The organism is Nocardia stercoris, assembly GCF_003696265.1.
GTDB classification, from domain to species: Bacteria; Actinomycetota; Actinomycetes; order Mycobacteriales; family Mycobacteriaceae; genus Nocardia; species Nocardia stercoris.
This window is the reverse complement of sequence record NZ_RFFH01000012.1, coordinates 1-16,884: the sequence shown is the minus strand read 5'-3', so window position 1 is coordinate 16,884 and position 16,884 is coordinate 1. Positions and strand designations below refer to the sequence as shown.

16 protein-coding genes are annotated in these 16,884 nt (G+C 70.0%); 5 read left to right on the top strand and 11 right to left on the bottom strand.

The window, feature by feature from the left end; genetic code table 11:
* Positions 1-382 precede the first annotated feature (382 nt).
* Complete coding sequence (locus tag EBN03_RS23655; protein WP_122190319.1) at positions 383-1,021, top strand: LppP/LprE family lipoprotein; 639 nt, start codon at positions 383-385, stop codon at positions 1,019-1,021.
* 106 nt (positions 1,022-1,127) lie between these two features.
* On the opposite strand, the gene EBN03_RS23650 is transcribed toward EBN03_RS23655, so the two are convergent.
* From EBN03_RS23650 to EBN03_RS23615, 8 genes are all read right to left on the bottom strand, one after another.
* Entirely contained in the window at positions 1,128-1,544 is a 417-nt protein-coding gene (locus EBN03_RS23650; protein ID WP_233608582.1) for a PIN domain-containing protein, read from the bottom strand.
* Positions 1,544-1,831: a hypothetical protein gene (locus EBN03_RS23645; protein WP_122190472.1), complete on the bottom strand. Its 288-nt coding sequence runs from the start codon at positions 1,829-1,831 to the stop codon at positions 1,544-1,546. Before EBN03_RS23645 ends, EBN03_RS23650 begins: the two co-directional genes overlap by 1 nt.
* A 168-nt stretch (positions 1,832-1,999) precedes the next feature.
* On the bottom strand, positions 2,000-2,632 hold the full coding sequence (hisH, locus tag EBN03_RS23640) for an imidazole glycerol phosphate synthase subunit HisH (protein WP_122190317.1): 633 nt from the start codon (positions 2,630-2,632) through the stop codon (positions 2,000-2,002).
* Positions 2,629-3,249 carry an imidazoleglycerol-phosphate dehydratase HisB gene (gene hisB / locus EBN03_RS23635; protein WP_122190316.1) on the bottom strand — a complete coding sequence of 207 codons (621 nt, stop codon included), beginning with the start codon at positions 3,247-3,249 and terminating at the stop codon, positions 2,629-2,631. Before hisB ends, hisH begins: the two co-directional genes overlap by 4 nt.
* Positions 3,246-4,385, bottom strand: a complete 1,140-nt coding sequence (locus EBN03_RS23630) for a histidinol-phosphate transaminase (protein WP_122190315.1) — start codon at positions 4,383-4,385, stop codon at positions 3,246-3,248. The genes hisB and EBN03_RS23630 overlap by 4 nt, the downstream gene beginning before the upstream one ends.
* On the bottom strand, positions 4,382-5,719 hold the full coding sequence (gene hisD / locus EBN03_RS23625; protein ID WP_122190314.1) for a histidinol dehydrogenase: 1,338 nt from the start codon (positions 5,717-5,719) through the stop codon (positions 4,382-4,384). Before hisD ends, EBN03_RS23630 begins: the two co-directional genes overlap by 4 nt.
* 376 nt (positions 5,720-6,095) lie before the next feature.
* Positions 6,096-6,704, bottom strand: a complete 609-nt coding sequence (locus EBN03_RS23620) for a maleylpyruvate isomerase family mycothiol-dependent enzyme (RefSeq protein ID WP_122190313.1) — start codon at positions 6,702-6,704, stop codon at positions 6,096-6,098.
* 46 nt (positions 6,705-6,750) lie between these two features.
* Positions 6,751-8,298: a serine/threonine-protein kinase gene (locus EBN03_RS23615; RefSeq protein ID WP_122190312.1), complete on the bottom strand. Its 1,548-nt coding sequence runs from the start codon at positions 8,296-8,298 to the stop codon at positions 6,751-6,753.
* Between the two features lie 488 nt (positions 8,299-8,786).
* Between EBN03_RS23615 and EBN03_RS23610 the strand changes: the two genes are divergently transcribed.
* Positions 8,787-9,287, top strand: coding sequence for a L,D-transpeptidase (locus tag EBN03_RS23610; protein ID WP_122190311.1), 501 nt, complete (start codon positions 8,787-8,789; stop codon positions 9,285-9,287).
* A 147-nt stretch (positions 9,288-9,434) separates the two neighbouring features.
* Positions 9,435-10,607, top strand: a complete 1,173-nt coding sequence (locus tag EBN03_RS23605; RefSeq protein WP_122190310.1) for a winged helix DNA-binding domain-containing protein — start codon at positions 9,435-9,437, stop codon at positions 10,605-10,607.
* Positions 10,608-10,616: 9 nt separating this feature from the next.
* Here EBN03_RS23605 and nadC read toward each other — a convergent pair whose 3' ends face one another.
* The 3 genes from nadC to nadA all read right to left on the bottom strand — a co-directional run bounded on the left by nadC (position 10,617) and on the right by nadA (position 14,444).
* The gene (nadC, locus tag EBN03_RS23600) at positions 10,617-11,477 is read right to left on the bottom strand and encodes a carboxylating nicotinate-nucleotide diphosphorylase (RefSeq protein ID WP_122190309.1); all 861 of its coding nucleotides are present in this window, start codon (positions 11,475-11,477) and stop codon (positions 10,617-10,619) included.
* 76 nt (positions 11,478-11,553) lie between these two features.
* Positions 11,554-13,419, bottom strand: coding sequence for an L-aspartate oxidase (locus tag EBN03_RS23595; RefSeq protein WP_199742939.1), 1,866 nt, complete (start codon positions 13,417-13,419; stop codon positions 11,554-11,556).
* Positions 13,419-14,444: a quinolinate synthase NadA gene (gene nadA / locus EBN03_RS23590; RefSeq protein ID WP_122190308.1), complete on the bottom strand. Its 1,026-nt coding sequence runs from the start codon at positions 14,442-14,444 to the stop codon at positions 13,419-13,421. Before nadA ends, EBN03_RS23595 begins: the two co-directional genes overlap by 1 nt.
* Positions 14,445-14,653: 209 nt before the next feature.
* Between nadA and EBN03_RS23585 the strand changes: the two genes are divergently transcribed.
* A complete protein-coding gene (locus EBN03_RS23585) occupies positions 14,654-15,280 on the top strand; it encodes an NUDIX hydrolase (protein WP_199742946.1) in 627 nt (208 codons plus the stop codon).
* A 610-nt stretch (positions 15,281-15,890) separates the two neighbouring features.
* A complete protein-coding gene (locus EBN03_RS23575) occupies positions 15,891-16,760 on the top strand; it encodes a hypothetical protein (RefSeq protein WP_122190305.1) in 870 nt (289 codons plus the stop codon).
* Positions 16,761-16,884: the final 124 nt, after the last annotated feature.

Below are 16,884 nucleotides of genomic sequence, written 5' to 3'. Positions count from 1 at the left end.
CAGCCGTCTGGGCGACATCGACGGCAGGAAGCAGCACAAGACTCACTTCGACGATCTCAGTGGGTGAGCGCCGCGGTCCCGGACCGGGCTACCGGCGCTCAGCCGTCTGGGCGACATCGACGGCAGGAAGCAGCACAAGACTCACTTCGACGATCTCAGTGGGTGAGCGCCGCGGTCCCGGACCGAGCTACCGGCGCCCAATCGACGGCGAGTAGCGCAGACCGGACTCGGCGGTGTGCTGTCGACCGTGCGACACGCGCACTCGGACGCGTCAGGTGGCGACTATTCCCGCGAAACCTGTGAACGGTAGGGCCGCTCCCTACGATTAGCTGGGGAAGGCTCGGCCGGTCCCGGCCGGGCCTACCAGGTGTAGGAGGACACCATGACATTCGCCCGGGGATTCGCAGCACTGGCGCTGGCCGCCACCGCCGCGGCCGCACTGACCGCTTGTAACGACGACACCGTCCCCGGGGCGACGGTGACCGTGACGGCGCCCACCAGCGCGTCCGCGGCCCCGGCCTCCTCGGCGCCGGGCACCGGCGGGCCGGCCCACACCACCGCGGCACCGGCCGGTGGCGACTGCCACCCGTCCGCGACGGTGATCCGCGATGCCGCCGCGACCCTGCAACCGATCAAGCTGGGCGGTCAGACCGTCGGCTGGTCGCAGCCCGCGGTCGGCGCCAAGCCGGACGCCAACGACATCTGCGCCACCCTGTCGGCGGCCTTCGTCCCGATCGAGGGCGCGACCGGCAGCTCACCCACCCAGACCCTGCTCTTCCACCAGGGCCGCTACCTCGGGACCACGACCTCGCACTGGGGTTCGGAGATGACGATCGACAAGTCCCGCACCACCGAGGACACGATCGGCATCCGCTACCGCACCGGCGGCAGCTGCACCGCCTGCTCCGACGGTACCTTCTATTGCGCCCAATTCCATTGGGACGGTTCGAAGGTCGTCATGATCGGCACACCTCCGGACTACTCCACCGACCCGGTCACCCCGGGCACCACCAAGTGCTGAGCGCTGCGCGGCGGTGAGATGCCGGGAACCGGAACGGATCTCACCACAGGACGAAGATGGCCGGTTCGCGTCGACGCGAACCGGCCATCGGCAACTCGGGTGTGTCTCACACTGCCACGACACGAATTCCCGTGCCGCACAGCTTTTCGAGATCCTCGACGTCGGAGGTGAGGACCATCACCGGTCGTCGAGCACGCCGCGCCGTCGCCGCTACCACGGCGTCGATCGCGTACTTGTGACCGTGCATGCCTGCGGCACGGAGCAATTCGATGGCCTGGCTCGAGATCTCCTCCGTGACCGGCTCGATCTGCAGGCGGGACAGGTGCCATCGGAATCGTTCGATCCGCGATCGCATGTCGAACGCCTCGATCGGGGTCAGGGCGCTGATCACGACTCGCAGGTCATTGTCCTGCGCGTACCGCACGGTCCTGACTACGCGGGGATCGGCGCTACACCACTTCGACAAACCTTCGCTGTCCAGCACCAGCGTGCCCGACTGCATCCGCGAGAGCTCCCGCCCCACTACGACTCCTCCCGCAGCTCGGGCGACGTCATGAAGTCGCGGAACATCACCGCGATCTCTTCCTCGACTTCAGGCGAAACCGGACCTGCGATCGCCTCGTTCACGAGCAGGGCTTCTTCGAGGAGATCGCGCTCGAGCTGCCGTTCGACGGCGGCGTCGACGTAGGCAGAGAACTCCCGCTTGCCGAGCCTTTCACGCAGCCTCCGCACGGTTCCGGCTCGCATGGAAACGCTCACCTTCACCGCAGGGCCGTCTCCCAGCCCGAAGTCCTGCTCGTCAGCGTTCATGTCCACGAGTTTACTACCGAAAGTAGCAATCCCAACTGTCCAGAAATTGCCGGCCCCACGACACCTGGGCCGCTTCCTGGCGGTCACCTTACGTTCCGCAAGAAGGGTCATGCGGGCAAGGTAGCACTACCAAGCCCTAGACGCCTAATTCTATTGAGTTCTAGACAGTCAGAGCGACCCGACCCAGTTGCGTAGGAGGTGCGCACCCGCGTCCCCAGACTTCTCCGGATGGAACTGGGTCGCCGACAGCGGCCCGTTCTCGACCGCGGCCAGGAACGGCACGCCGTGCTCGGCCCAGGTGAGTTTGGCCGGGGCGATGGTGCCCTCGTCGTCCCACTCCCAGCGCTGCGCGGCGTAGGAGTGCACGAAGTAGAAGCGGGTGTCGGCGTCCAGGCCCGCGAACAGCAGGCTGTCGGCGGGTGCGGTCACCGTGTTCCAGCCCATGTGCGGCAGCACCGGCGCCGCGAGCCGCTCGACGGTGCCCGGCCATTCGGCGCAACCCTCGGTTTCGACGCCGTGTTCGACGCCGCGCTCGAACAGGACCTGCATGCCCACGCAGATGCCGAGCACCGGGCGGCCCCCGGCGAGCCGCTTGCCGATGATCCGTTCGCCGCGAACGGCTTTCAGGCCCCGCATGCAGGCGTCGTAGGCGCCGACGCCGGGCACCACCAGACCGTCGGCGGCCAGCGCCACCTCCGGGTCGGCGGTCACGGTCACCTCGGCGCCGGTGCGAGCCAGCGCCCGCGCGGCCGAGTGCAGGTTGCCCGAGCCGTAGTCGAGCAGGGCGACTTTCTTCGTCACAGGGTCCCCTTCGTGGACGGCACACCCGTTACGCGCGAATCGAATTCGACCGCGGCCCGCAACGCCCGCGCCACCGCCTTGAACTCCGCCTCGGTGATGTGGTGCTGGTCGCGGCCGTAGAGCACCCGCACGTGCAACGCGATCCGGGCGTTGAGCGCGATCGACTCGAACACGTGCCGGTTCAGCACCGTCGAATACGAGGCGCCGGGGCCGGCGCTGGGAATCACGGTGTGCAGCAGGTGTTCCGGTTCGCCATCGTGCACGCAGTAGGGCCGTCCGGACACGTCGACCACCGCGTGCGCGAGGGTCTCGTCCATCGGAATGAAGCAGTCGCCGAACCGGCGGATGCCCTTCTTGTCACCGAGCGCCTGATTGAGCGCCTGGCCCAGGACGATGGCGGTGTCCTCGACGGTGTGGTGCGCCTCGATCTCGATGTCCCCGGTGGCCTGCACGGTCAGGTCGAAGCTGCCGTGCTGGCCGAACGCGGTCAGCATGTGGTCGTAGAACGGCACCCCGGTGGAGATGTCGGTCTTACCGGAGCCGTCCAGGTTCAGCTCCACCACGATGCTGGACTCACGAGTGGTGCGTTCCACCCGGGCGATGCGATCGGTGGTCATCGGGGAATCAGCTCCTCGGCTGCGACTGCCGCACTGACGCGCAGCAGTTCGTCGTTCTCGGCGGCCAGGCCGATGGTGGCCCGCAGGTATCCGGGGATGCCCACGTCGCGGATCAGCACGCCGTCGTCCAGGTAGCGCTGCCAGGCGCGCGGGGCGTCGGCGAAGCGGCCGAACAGCAGGAAGTTGGCGTCGCTGGGAATCACCTCGAAACCCAGGTCCGCCAGGGCTTTCGCGACCCGGTCCCGCTGCGCGGACAGTTCCGCCACACTGGCCAGGGTCTCGTCGGCGTGCCGCAGGGCCGCGCGAGCGGCGGCCTGGGTCACCACCGACAGGTGGTAGGGCAACCGCACCAGCAGCAGCGCGTCCACCACGGCGGGCGCGGCCACCAGGTAGCCGAGCCGGCCGCCGGCGAAGGCGAACGCCTTCGACATGGTCCGCGACACGACGAGTTTCGTCGGATACCGGTCGATCAACGCGATGGCGCTGGGCGCGGCGGAGAATTCGGCGTACGCCTCGTCGACCACCACGATGCCCGGCGCGGCCGCCAGGATGCGCTCGAGATCCGCGAGCTCGATGCTGTGCCCGGTCGGGTTGTTCGGGCTGGTCACGAACACCACATCGGGCCGGCGTTCCGCGATGGCGGTCAGCGCGTAGTCGACGTCGAGGGAGAAGTCACCGTTGCGCTTGGCCTCGACCCACTCGGTGTCGATGCCCTCGGAGATGATCGGGTGCATCGAATACGACGGCACGAACCCCATCGCCTTGCGGCCCGGACCGCCGAACGCCTGCAACAGCTGCTGCAGGATCTCGTTGGAGCCGTTGGCCGCCCACACATTGGCCACGTCGACCGCGACCCCGGTCTGCCGGGTCAGGTAGGCGGCCAGGTCGGCGCGCAGCTCGACCGCGTCGCGGTCGGGGTAGCGGTGCAGGTCGGCGGCGACCGCGCGCACGGCCTCGGCGACATCGTCGACCAGCGCCCGGCTCGGCGGATGCGGGTTCTCGTTGGTGTTCAGCTGCACGGGCACTGCCAATTGCGGTGCGCCGTAGGGGCTCTTGCCGCGCAGATTGTCGCGCAGCGGCAGATCGGCCAGCGATGCGGCCGAACCGGGGACGGTCACGATCTCTCCAGTGGTCATGTCAGCGAACCGAACCGCGCCTGCACGGCCTGGCCGTGGGCGGGCAGGTCCTCGGCGTGCGAGAGCGCGACCACATGGCCCGCAACGTCTTTCAGCGCCGCCTCGCTGTATTCCACGACGTGGATACCGCGCAGGAAGGTCTGCACGCTCAAACCCGAGGAGTGCCGGGCACATCCGGCGGTGGGCAGCACGTGGTTGGAGCCCGCGCAGTAGTCACCGAGGCTGACCGGCGACCAGGCGCCGACGAAAACCGCTCCCGCGCTGCGTACCCGGGCGGCCACGACGGCCGCGTCGGCGGTCTGGATCTCCAGGTGCTCGGCGGCGTAGGCGTCGACCACCCGCAGGCCCGCGTCGACGGAGTCGACCAGCACGATGCCGGACTGCTTGCCGGACAAGGCTTCCGAAACCCGGTGCCGGTGCTTCACCACGGCCAGTTGGGCATTCACCGCCGCGTCCACCGCATCGGCCAGTTCGGCGCTGTCGGTGACCAGCACGCTGGCGGCCAGCACGTCGTGCTCGGCCTGGCTGATCAGGTCGGCGGCCACGTGCACCGGGTCGGCGGTGGCGTCGGCCAGGATCGCGATCTCGGTGGGGCCGGCCTCGGCGTCGATGCCGACCAGGCCGCGGCACAGCCGCTTGGCGGCGGTCACGTAGATGTTGCCCGGGCCGGTGATCATGTCGACCGGGTCGAGTGCGGCGCCGTCGGTGTCGGTGCCGCCGTAGGTCAGCAGGGCTACCGCCTGCGCACCGCCCACGGCCCAGACCTCTTCCACGCCGAGCAGTTTCGCGGCGGCCAGGATGGTCGGGTGCGGGAGTCCGCCGAACTGGGCCTGCGGCGGCGAGGCCACCACCAGCGAGTCGACCCCGGCCGCCTGCGCCGGGACCACGTTCATCACGACACTGGACGGGTAGACGGCGTTGCCGCCGGGCACGTACAGCCCGACCCGCTCCACCGGCACCCAGCGCTCGGTGACGGTACCGCCGGGGACCACCTCGACGGTCTTGTCGGTGCGGCGCTGCTCGGCGTGCACGATCCGGGTGCGCTCGATGGCGACCTCCAGCGCGGCCCGCACGGCGGGGTCGAGGTTCGCCAGCGCCGCGTCCAGCTCGGCGGCCGGCACCCGGACCGAGGCCGGCACGACACCGTCGAACTTCGCGCAGAACTCCAGCGCGGCCTCGACACCCCGGTCGCGGATCGCCTCCACGACCGGCCGCACATGTGGCAGCACCGAGTCGACGTCGACTCCCCCACGCGGCAGCGCGGCGCGCAGCTCGGCGGTGGTGGGAGTGCGACCGCGCAGATCGACGCGGGCGAGCTCGATGCGGGCACTCATAGCGATGCGGGATCCTTTTCTGTAGCCGATGGTGCGCACCTGTGCCGGCGATCACAGTCCGCCCTGGTCAGCGACCGGTCGGCGCGCGCGAACCACCTACCAGAATATCGGGTCCGCACCACCCGTTATCCGCAGCCCGATCTCCACGCGCGCCCGCACACTCGGCGACCCCCGCCACCAGCACCGCAGACCGACCGGTCCACACGCTGACCGGCCCGAAAGCGGCGAGCCGAGCTACGCACGATCACGCCGGCACCGGCGGTCCCGGCGCCACGCGCCCGGCCGGTCGCGTCGCGGTGGTCGGCAGGGCGCGAGCCGACTCCGACCGAACATTCCGCCGGTTCGAGGCGAAGATTGTGCGCCCGGGCCGGACCGGTCAGGCGCCGAGGAATCGGCGGCGGAGTTCGGGAACGCCGTCACCGTCGAGTTCGTCGAGGACGATCGGGCGGCCGACCACCGCCAGAGCGAGGGCTTCACCGGTGCCGCGGACCTCAGGGCCCGAGCCGCGTGCGTAGTCGATGTCGGTGGCCACGAAGCGGAGGCCGCGGGTGTAGCGCCACGGGCGGGCGAAGGGGTCCGGGCGGTCGAGGACCGCGCGCAGGCGTTCCGGGGCGATCTTCCGTTCGCGGCCGAGCGGGCGGCGGATGTCCTGCTGGTGCACCAGCAGGTCGGCCAGTCCGACGGCAGGGGCCAAGCGGGTGATGGTTCCGGCGGCGTTCTCGAAGCCCTGCAGCAATTCGGCGATGCTCAGCGAGCGCGCCCGCTCCACCAGGTACCGGTTGGTGCGGTCCGGCGAGAATCCCTGCCGCGCAGCCACACCGGCGTAACTCAGCAGAGTCATGGTGTCGTACAACAGGTGCCCGACGATGTCGCGCACCTGCCAGCCCGCGCACAGCGACGGTGCCGTCCACTCGTCGTCGGACAGGGTGTGCAGCAACGCGATCAGTTCGGCACGCTCGTCGGCGAGCAGTTGTCGAGTCGTCATGGCCTCACGCTAGAAGACCGCGCCGAGGCGGTTCCCATGTGCTGCTCTATCGGGTGTCGTTGTCGAACAGCAGCTTGCCGCCGCCGTTCGCGACGATCCGATACTGCGTCACCTTCGAGGATCCGTTGTTGGCCGATGTGGTCACCGAGACGGTCACGGAGCCATCGGAATTCGAGGTCACTGTCGGGGCATTCCAGTCCGACAGCTGGTTCTTGTTCCAGTAGTCGACGAAACCCTGCGAACTGCCGTAGACCTGTTGCGCGGCCGGGGTCAGCGTGGCGTACGCGGTCGGGTAGTCGTCGGTGAACAGGGCCTGGAAGAAGCCACGGATAGCGGGGATCGCGTCGTCGGTGGAAACCTTGCTCTGGCTGGGGGTCTTGCCCAGGGCTGCGGCCGCCGCGGTGGTCGTCGCCTTGGCGGCGCTCGAGGTCGGGTTGGCCTGCGGGGCCGCGCCGCTGTTCGAACCGGCCGAGTTGATCGTCGCCAGTAGCACTCCGGCGACCACCACCAGGCCGGCGACGAAACCGCCGACGAACAGCAGCGGACGCCGGTTACGTTCGGGCTCGGCGGGTTCGACCCGGTGCGAGCGGGTGTTCGGGCCGCCGGGACGCGGCGGCCGCACCGGCGGCAGGCTCGGCTCCGACGGCATGGAGGCGGCGGCCATCATCTCGGCGGTGGAGATATCGGCTTGTGCCGCACGACGATCGAGCGTGCGCACCCCGTTGTTGCGGCGGGCGCCCGAACGGTCGGAGCGGTGGGTGACCAGACCCTGACCGACCTCGACATCCACGCCCAGGTCGGCGAACTCCGCCAGCTGGTCGCGGACATCGGACATCGCCGGGCGGTCCTCGGGGTTGAAGCTGAGCAGGTCGAGCAGCAGGTCGGTCAGCGGTCCGGCGTTACGGACCTCACCGAGCTGGCCGTTGGCGGCGGCGTACAGCAGCGCCAGCGGATTCGGGTTGGTGCCGTAGGGCGGTTCGCCCTCGAGGGCGTGGAAAAGCGTTGCGCCCAAGGCGAAGACGTCGGCCGCCGGGGTCGGGTCGGCACCGCGGGCCACCTCCGGCGCGAGATAGGCGGCGGTACCCGAGATCAGTCCGGTGGCAGTGAGATTCACGTCGCCCTTGGCCTTGGAGATACCGAAGTCGGTGATCTTCACCGTGCCGTTCTCGCCCAGCAGCACGTTGCCCGGCTTGATGTCGCGGTGCACCAGGCCGACCCGGTGCGCCGCCAACAGGGCGGAGGCGACCTGTTCGCCGATGTGGGCCACCTGCGCCAGCGGCAGCGTGCCCTGCATCGACAGCACCTGCGCCAGGCTCTGCGAGGGTAGGTACTCCATCACCAGGCACGGGTCACCGTCGTGCTCGAAGATGTCGAACACGACAATGGCGTTGGGGTGCTGGAATCGGGCGGCGTTGCGGGCCTCACGGGCCGCGCGCTGGCGCACGATCTCCTTCTCACCCTCCGGCAGACTGGGCTGGGTGAGGATCTGTTTGATCGCGACCGACCGTTCGAGGCGCTCGTCCACAGCACGCCACACGACGCCTGTGCCGCCGCTACCAATCCGCTCGACCAGGCGGTAATGCCCTGCGATCACTTGGCCGGTTTCGATGGCACTTCTCCGAGTTTCTGCGCGATCCGTGACTTACCGCACGCGGTTTCCCACGTGTACGTCGACGAGTGTAGCGGCACAACGCCCCCGGTCCGGTCCTGAGGGGAATTCTTTCCCGGTGTTGCGCGCCGAGTGCCGGATACCGGGTACGACACGCTGCAAGCACGCCGTTAAACCTGTGATAGAACTCACATAGCGCGACGGTCCGACCCGCGCTCCAGCGCGGCGAATCCACCGGAATTCGGTCGGACACGCCGACATTCCCGACGTGCAGAAGCCCCGATTCGGCTACCAGCGACCGCATCATGAGATATTGCGATCCACGTCACAGTCGACGCCGGCGCAGGTCGCCGGCCGACCGCGACGCGGTGGTCACGAACGCCACGAACACCTCAGCAGTCCCAGCACGTGCCTACGAGAAGGCCCTCCGCCCCGCCCGGGCGGGGCCACGGGTAGAGAGGTTCACAGAGTCGATGACGAATAACAGATCCCGCGGCCGCGCGGCGATTCTCGCCGGAGTAGCCGCCGCTACCGTTGTGACGGCCGGCCCCGCCGCCGCGGCGCCGCTGTGGCCCGGCGGCCCCGACATCCCCGGCGCACCCGCGATCGTGCCGGGCCCGCCGACCCCCGGACCGTGTTCGGCCGCCGCCCGCGGCTGCCTGCGCCTGTCGGACGACACCGCCTGGCTGATGGACAACGGCAAGACCGTCTTCGGCCCCACACCGATCTCGCACGGCCGGCCCGGCTACGAGAGTCACCCGGGCGTGTTCCACGTGGCGTTCAAGGACATCTACCACTGGAGCACCATGCACAACGCGGAGATGCGGTACGCGGTGTTCTTCGACGGGGACATCGCCACCCACATCGGCCCGATCGACGAACAGTCGCACGGTTGCATCCGGATGACCCCGGACGGCGCCCGCGAGTTCTTCAACTACCTGCAGCCCGGCGACATCATCGAAGTCCTGCCCTAGCCCCCGCTCGGCGTTTCTCGGCACGGCTCGAGTGCCGTCGAAGTTGACGGACGCTCAGCGGCGGTCCTGCGGGACTGCAGGACTGCGGTTACGACACCCTCACCGGTTCGCGCCGGTGGGGGTGTTCTTTGTGGTTAGGATTCGTTCATGCGTTCGATGGATCGGGTTGAGCGGCAGCGACGATTGGTGCGGCGACAGCTACTGGCCCCCGAGTTGCGGGCGAAAGATGTTGTCGGCGTTGCCGAGTCGGTGGTGGTGCTGCACGCGACCGATCCGGCGACGGTGTATCTGGCGGTGGCGGCACGGAGTTCGGGGCTGAGCCCGGCGGATGTGGAGCGGGCGCTGTACGAGGAGCGCGAGCTGGTGCGGATGCTGGCCATGCGGCGAACCATGTTCGTGGCACCGGCCGGGCTGGTACCGGTGCTGCAGGCGGCGGTCGGCGACGAGCTGGCGGCCAAGCAGCGGCGGAACTACGCGCGCTATCTCGCCGACGTGGTCGACGGCGACGCCGTGGCGTGGCTGGCCGAGGTGGAGGCCGAAACCCATTCCGCGCTACTGGAACTGGGCACCGCGACCGGGGCACAGCTGGCAGCGGCCGTCCCGCGGTTGCGGACCCAGGTCGACACCGCGCCGGGCAAGCCGTACTCCAAGCCGACCGCGATCACCAGCTGGGTGCTGCTGCTCCTGGGCGCCGCCGGGCATATCGTGCGCGGGCGCCCGAACGGCGGCTGGACCAGTAGTCAGTACACCTGGGCGCCGATGGAAACCTGGCTGCCGCACAGTAATACGGAGACAACAGCCGCCGAGGCGCGCACCGACCTGGTCCGGCGCTGGCTGCGCACCTTCGGCCCCGCGCCACTGTCCGACCTGGTCTGGTGGACCGGATGGTCGCAGGCCACGGTCCGGAAAGCGCTGGCACCACTGGCGATCGCCGAGGTGAACCTCGACGGCGAACCCGGCCTGGTCCTGGCCGACGACCTCGACGCGGAAGCCCCGTCCGCGCCCGCCGCGGCACTGCTGCCCGCCCTCGACCCCACCCCGATGGGCTGGAAGACCCGCGACTGGTTCCTCGGCCCGCACGCCGGCGCCCTGTTCGACCGCACCGGAAACATCGGCCCGACCGTCTGGTGGGACGGCCGCGTCGTCGGCGGCTGGGCCCAGCGCGCCGACGGCGAAATCGTCTGGCGCCTACTGGAAGACGTAGGTGCGGAGGCCGAGCAGGCGGTGACGACCGAAGCCGCCCGGATGACAGCCTGGTACGGCGACATCCGCGCGATCCCCCGCTTCCGCACCCCGCTGGAGCGAGAGCTCACGGCGTAGGCGCCGGGACTACATGTCCAGGCCGAGGTCCAGCACCGTGACCGAGTGGGTCAGGGCGCCCACCGCGAGGTAGTCGACGCCGGTGCGGGCGTAGTCGGCGGCGACGTCGAGCGTGAGACCGCCGGAGGATTCGAGTTTCGTATTCGGGGCGTGGGTGTTGCGTCGCTGGACGGCGGCCTGGGTCGCCCAGAGCGGGAAGTTGTCCAGCAGAACCAGTTCCACGTCCTCGGCCAGGACCTCGTCGAGCTGGTCGAGGCTGTCCACCTCTACCTCGCAGGCGATCTCGGGTGCCACGGCGCGGACCGCGCGCAGTGCCGCCACCACCGAGCCGGCGGCCACCACGTGGTTGTCCTTGATCAACGCCGCGTCGCCGAGACCCATGCGGTGGTTGACACCGCCGCCCGCGCGCACCGCGTACTTCTGCAGGCCGCGCAAGCCCGGGAGGGTCTTGCGGCTGTCGCGGATGCGGCAGCCGGTGCCGGCGGCCGCATCCACCCAGGCGGCGGTGGCCGTCGCGATGCCGGACAGGTGGCACACCAGGTTCAGCATCGTGCGTTCGGCGGTGAGCAGGCCCTGCGTGGGTGCCACCAACCGCAGCACGGTATCGCCGGGCGTGACCCGGGTACCGTCGGCGATCCGCTCGGTGACCTCGTAGTTCCCGGCGCCGATCACCTCGTCGAGCACCAGCAGGCCGACGTCGATGCCCGCGACGGTCCCGGGCTGCCGGGACACGACCGCGGCCTTGCTCACCGCGTCGGCGGGAACCGTTGCGGTGGTGGTGATGTCGGGGCCGTATCGCAGGTCCTCGTCCAGCGCGGTCCGGATCAGGGTCAGGACCTCGTCGCGGTCAAGTCCGGCATCCAGGGTCATGGCGTACTCCTGTTCGTATCGAGCTGTCGTGCTGCGAGCGGCGTGGCGGGACGGCGCGTGCGGGCCGGTTGCCTCATCACGAGGCCCGGGTGGTGATGCGCGCCCACGAACCGGTGTCGGCCTGATCGGGCGTGACCAGCTGCGGCCGGCCGTCGCTACCCAGCCGGACCGGCAGGGAGCGGCGCAGATCGTCGCGCGATTCGGGATAGTCGGTGCGAGTGTGGCAGCCCCGGCTCTCGGTGCGCGCCGTCGCGGCGAGCAGCAGAGCGCGGGCGGTGACGGTCAGCGCGGCATCCTCGAACGCCGCGACCACCGCCGCCGCATCGAATCCACCGGCACCGTCCGCGACACCCGTGGGCACGGCCGAAACATGCTCGGACACCGCGTGATCCGCTGACCGGTCGCCCGGCCGGGCAGCGCCGCGGTCCGCCGCGCGATCGCCCACGTGGCCTTCCTGGTCGCCGGCCCGGCCGTCGCGGTCACCGGTCCGGTCGGCGAATCCGGCTGCCCGCTCGGTTTCCGCGATCAGTCGCAGGGTGCCGAGCATGGCGGTTCGCAGGCCGTCGCCGTCGCGGACCACGCCGGCCCGGTTGGTCATCAGCTGTTGCAGGCCGGCTCGGTCGGCGCGGGGCAGTGCGAGGTTGCCGATCGTGTCGACGCGCGCGCGGACGCCCAGGCGTTCGCCCGCGGCGGCGCCGGCACGTTCGCCGACCACCAGTCCCTCGAGCAGGCTGTTGGAGGCCAGGCGGTTGGCGCCGTGCAGGCCGGTCCGTGCCACCTCGCCGGCGGCGTACAGGCCGGGAACCGCGGTGCGGCCGCTGGTGTCGGTGACGACCCCGCCGCACTGGTAGTGCGCGGCGGGGGCGACCGGGATCAGATCGTGGCGGGGATCGATGCCGGCCGCCAGGCAGGACGCGGTGATCGTCGGGAAGCGCTGGGCGAAGCCGTCGAGGGCGCGCGCGTCGAGATAGACGTGGTCGGTGCCGAGGAGCTGCATCCGGGCGGCGATGGCCTTCGAGACCACGTCGCGGGGAGCCAGATCGCCCAGCGGGTGCACGCCCGCGGTCACCGAGCGGCCCTCGGTGTCGACCAGGATCGCGCCCTCGCCGCGCACCGCCTCGCTGATCAGCGGCCGGCGGCCGAGCCCACCCGCGGCGAACAGCACCGTCGGATGGAACTGCAGGAATTCCAGGTCCGCGACCTGCGCTCCCGCCCACAGGGCGAGCGCGATGCCGTCGGTGGTGGCGCCGGCCGGGTTGGTGCTGCATGCGTACAGCTGGCCCAGACCACCGGTGGCCAGCAGTACCGCGGGTGCGTGCACGACCCCGAAACCGTTCTCCGACATGGCGATCACGCCCTGGACCCCGTCGGGTCCGGTCACGACCTCGAGCGCGGCGGCGCCGAACCGCACCGGCAGACCGGCGGCATTGAGCGCGCGCTGCACCTCCGCGCCGGTCGCGTCACCGCCGGCGTGGATGATGCGGCGGGTGCTGTGCCCGCCCTCGCGGGTGCGCGCCACCTGCCCGTCGCGGCCGGCGTCGAACACCGCGCCCAGGTCGGTCAGCGCGTCGACGGCCTGCGGGCCGCCCGCCACGATGGACCGCACCGCGTCCGCGTCGCACAGCCCCGCACCGGCGGTGAGGGTGTCGAGCACGTGCGAGTCGACCGAATCACCTTGCGGCGCAACGACAGCGATCCCGCCTTGCGCGTACTGGGTGGCGGTGTCGGCCGGGCCGCCCTTGCTGAGGGTCAGCACCCGCATCCCGCGCAGGGACGCGGTCCGCGCCGCGGTGAGACCCGCGACCCCGCCGCCGATCACGACCAGGTCGGCTTCCGCCTCCCAGGCGATGCTCGGTGCGCCCGAACCGGAGCTCACCACATACCCGACGTCCACGCGAGCACCGGTCGCGAAACCGCCGACCGCGCCCGAAGCCGTGTTCATTACTCCCCCGAGCCGGGATTGCCGATCGCGATCATGCGCTCGACCGAACCCCGTGCGGCGGCGGCCGTTTCGAGGTCGACGTGCACCTCGTCGCGGTTCTCCACCAGGCAGCGCAGGAGGGCGGCGGGGGTGATCATCTTCATGTACTTGCAGGAGGCGCGGTCGTTGACGGCCTGGAAGTCGATGCCGGGGGCGGCTTTTCGCAGCTGGTGCAGCATGCCGACCTCGGTGGCGACCAGGACCTGGTTGGACTTGGCGGCCTTGGCGGCGTCGATCATGCCGCCGGTGGACAGGATGTGGACCCGGTCGGCCGGGAACGAACCCTCGCCGGCCAGGTACAACGCCGAAGTGGCGCAACCGCATTCGGGGTGCACGAAGAGTTCGGCGTCGGGGTGGGTGCGGGCCTGCTCGGCGAGCTCGTCACCGTTGATGCCGGCGTGGACGTGGCATTCGCCGGCCCAGATGTGCAGGTTCTCCCGGCCGGTGACCCGCTTGACGTGCGCGCCCAGGAACTGGTCGGGCAGGAACAGCACCTCGCGGTCGGGGTCGATGGAGGCGACCACGTCCACCGCGTTCGAGGAGGTGCAGCAGATGTCGGTGAGGGCCTTCACCGCCGCGGTGGTGTTGACGTAGGACACGACCACCGCGCCGGGGTGTTCTGCCTTCCAGGCGCTCAGTTCGGCGGCGGAGATGGAGTCGGCGAGCGAGCAGCCGGCGCGCTCGTCGGGGATCAGCACGGTTTTCTCCGGGCTGAGGATCTTCGCCGTCTCGGCCATGAAGTGCACACCACAGAACACGATGGTGTCCTCGGGCGCCGCGGCCGCGATCCGCGACAGCGCCAGCGAGTCGCCCACGTGGTCGGCGACGTCCTGGATCTCGGGCAGCTGGTAGTTGTGCGCGAGGATGGTCGCGTTCCGCTCGCGCGCCAGCCGCTTGATCTCCGCTGCCCACTCCGGTGTCGCCTCGACACCCGTGAACCCGGTCGGCCCGCTCGTGATGCGGTCCGCAAGCGTCAGTGTCGCCATAGCTAGCTTCCTTCACTCCTGCGCTCGGCATCGGTGCCGATTAGCGCCGTTCTAGTTTTCGACTTACAATCGAAAACGTGACCCATAGTAGCACCATTCACGAAACGCTCACCGCGGCGTTCCAGGTACGACGCTTCCCGGTCACCGAATCCGCAGGTCAGCCCACCAGTGAAACCGCCCACACCGACAATCCGCCCACATCGCCCGCAATGCGCACCGAACTCGGCGTACTGCTCTGGCAGCGCGCGATGGAACCGCAGACCGGCACCTGGTCGCTACCCGGCGGCCGGTTGCGCGACGACGAGGAACTCGACAGCTCCGCCCGCCGGCAACTCGCGGAGAAGGTCGACGTACGCGAACTGTGGCACCTCGAACAGCTGTCGGTGTTCAGCGCCCCGGACCGGGTGCCCGCCCCGCGCCGGATCGCATCGGCCTATCTCGGCCTGATCCCGCTCGACGCCGACCCGCAACTACCCGGCGACACCCGCTGGCACCCGGTCTCCCGGCTCCCCGCCATGTCCTTCGACCACGGAACCGTCGTCCACCACGCCCGCGCCCGGCTGGCGGCGAAACTGTCCTACACCAATATCGGCTTCGCGCTCGCCCCGTCGTCGTTCAGCATGTCAACCCTTCGCGAAATCTATTGCGCCGCACTTGGATACGACGTCGACACGACCAACCTGCAGCGCGTCCTCACTCGCCGCAAAGTGATCACACCGACCGGCGCCACCGCCGCCCCCGGCCGATCCGGCGGCCGCCCCGCCGCCCTCTACCGCTTCACCGACTCCGGAATCCGGGTCACCGACGAGTTCGCCGCCCTGCGCCCACCGTCCTGAGCCCTGCATCGTCACCCGCGGCGACCGGGTCGTCGCGGGGACATGGTCGCCGAGCGACCGACACCCCGAGCGAGCCACCGACACAGCGGGTCACGTGCTTCACGAATCCTGTTCGCGCTTACGGTGTTTCGCGGTGCGTCGATAACTCCGCCCGCTGCGGACGGGCTGTGCCGCACTCGAGCGACGCAGCTCGTGCCGACGGCGCCACGCCACCAGATCCGCCCGCTCGGCCGGCACGGCACCGGCGGCCCGATCCTGCCGAGTCTCGTTCTCCCGCATCGCCGTTCCTCCCCGCCCGCCGCGACAACCTGCACAGCGTAGAACCCGCCGCACACCACCCACCACCCATTTACTCCCCCACCCACACACGACCGCATCGCCGAGCGCGCTCTGATGTACAGAATTTGCCGCGAAACCGTACGCCACAGCGCGCTCAGCGGTACTTCGTGCGGGGGCGCGGCTGGGGGCGGGTGGGAGGGGGACGGGATGGGGGTGGGGTGGGGGGAATTATTTGCGGTGGTGGGGATTTCCGGTGTGACGAGAGAACGCGGGATCGGTCGGCGTGCAAGGAGGGGTGGGGCGGGGAGCGGGTGCTGGTCATCATCGGGTGATGGGGGTTTGTGACGAACCGTTCGTCGGGAGTTGGGCGTTGGCCGCGCGGGCCTTGACACGGCGGCAACTGCAGCGTGATTTCGAGCGCATCCACCACGATGTCTATGTGGCGCGGGGGCGCCGGCTCGATGCCGTCGATCGGGCGAAGGCGGCGGGATACTGGGCACACGGGAACGGGATCCTGGTGGGGCACTCGGCTGCAGCGTTGCACGGCAGTTTGTGGATCGACCAGGATCTGCCTGCGGAGATAGCACTGGCGACCGGGCGCCGAGCGCCTGCCGGGATCGTCGCCGTGCGCGACACCATCGCGGCCGAGGAACGCTGCGAGCGGCTCGGGTTCGCTGTGTCCACCCCGGCCCGCACCGCGTTCGACCTCGGCCGGCGGCTGCCACGCGAGCGTGCGGTTGTGGCCTTGGACGACCTGTTTCGCGCCACATCCTTACACCCGGACTCAGTCCTAGCAGTAGCCGAATCGCATCCGGGTGCGCGCGGAATCCGCAGCCTGCGTTCGGCATTGGCTTTGGTCGACGCCGGTGCTCAGTCCCCGCCGGAAACAATGACCCGACTGCTGATGATCGACGACGGACTGCCGCCCCCGGTCACGCAGATTCCGGTGCGCTACAGCGCCCACGGCACCCTGTACATCGACCTCGGCTGGCCCGATCGAAAGGTCGGCGTCGAGTACGACGGCCGCCACCATTGGACCGACCCGTTCCAACGCGCCCGCGACATCGACCGCCTCGCCGTCCTCTCCGACCTGGGCTGGATCATCGTCCGAGCCGGCGCAGACCTCCTCTACCGCCGCCCCCACATCCTCCTCGAACGCACCCGAGCCGCCCTACGCGCCCGCGGCGCCCACCTCGACTAGGCAGTGTTTCGAAGTGGTGAGGGCGGGCCGTTCGGCCCGCCCTCACTCGTGTCGCAGCCATTGATTGATCGCAGCGACATGGACCGTCGCCACATAACGAACGGCGAGCTTGTCGTAGCGAGTG

Bases quoted from the DNA above. Each gene is read 5' to 3' on its own strand.
- hisB (WP_122190316.1), bottom strand. From the start codon at position 3,249: ATGACCACCGATCGCATCGCCCGGGTGGAACGCACCACTCGTGAGTCC.
- EBN03_RS23575 (WP_122190305.1), top strand. From the start codon at position 15,891: ATGGGGGTTTGTGACGAACCGTTCGTCGGGAGTTGGGCGTTGGCCGCG.
- EBN03_RS23595 (WP_199742939.1), bottom strand. From the start codon at position 13,419: ATGAACACGGCTTCGGGCGCGGTCGGCGGTTTCGCGACCGGTGCTCGC.
- EBN03_RS23610 (WP_122190311.1), top strand. From the start codon at position 8,787: ATGACGAATAACAGATCCCGCGGCCGCGCGGCGATTCTCGCCGGAGTA.
- nadC (WP_122190309.1), bottom strand. From the start codon at position 11,477: ATGACCCTGGATGCCGGACTTGACCGCGACGAGGTCCTGACCCTGATC.
- EBN03_RS23655 (WP_122190319.1), top strand. From the start codon at position 383: ATGACATTCGCCCGGGGATTCGCAGCACTGGCGCTGGCCGCCACCGCC.
- EBN03_RS23605 (WP_122190310.1), top strand. From the start codon at position 9,435: ATGCGTTCGATGGATCGGGTTGAGCGGCAGCGACGATTGGTGCGGCGA.
- nadA (WP_122190308.1), bottom strand. From the start codon at position 14,444: ATGGCGACACTGACGCTTGCGGACCGCATCACGAGCGGGCCGACCGGG.
- EBN03_RS23630 (WP_122190315.1), bottom strand. From the start codon at position 4,385: ATGACCACTGGAGAGATCGTGACCGTCCCCGGTTCGGCCGCATCGCTG.
- EBN03_RS23645 (WP_122190472.1), bottom strand. From the start codon at position 1,831: ATGAACGCTGACGAGCAGGACTTCGGGCTGGGAGACGGCCCTGCGGTG.
- EBN03_RS23585 (WP_199742946.1), top strand. From the start codon at position 14,654: ATGCGCACCGAACTCGGCGTACTGCTCTGGCAGCGCGCGATGGAACCG.
- EBN03_RS23620 (WP_122190313.1), bottom strand. From the start codon at position 6,704: ATGACGACTCGACAACTGCTCGCCGACGAGCGTGCCGAACTGATCGCG.
- hisD (WP_122190314.1), bottom strand. From the start codon at position 5,719: ATGAGTGCCCGCATCGAGCTCGCCCGCGTCGATCTGCGCGGTCGCACT.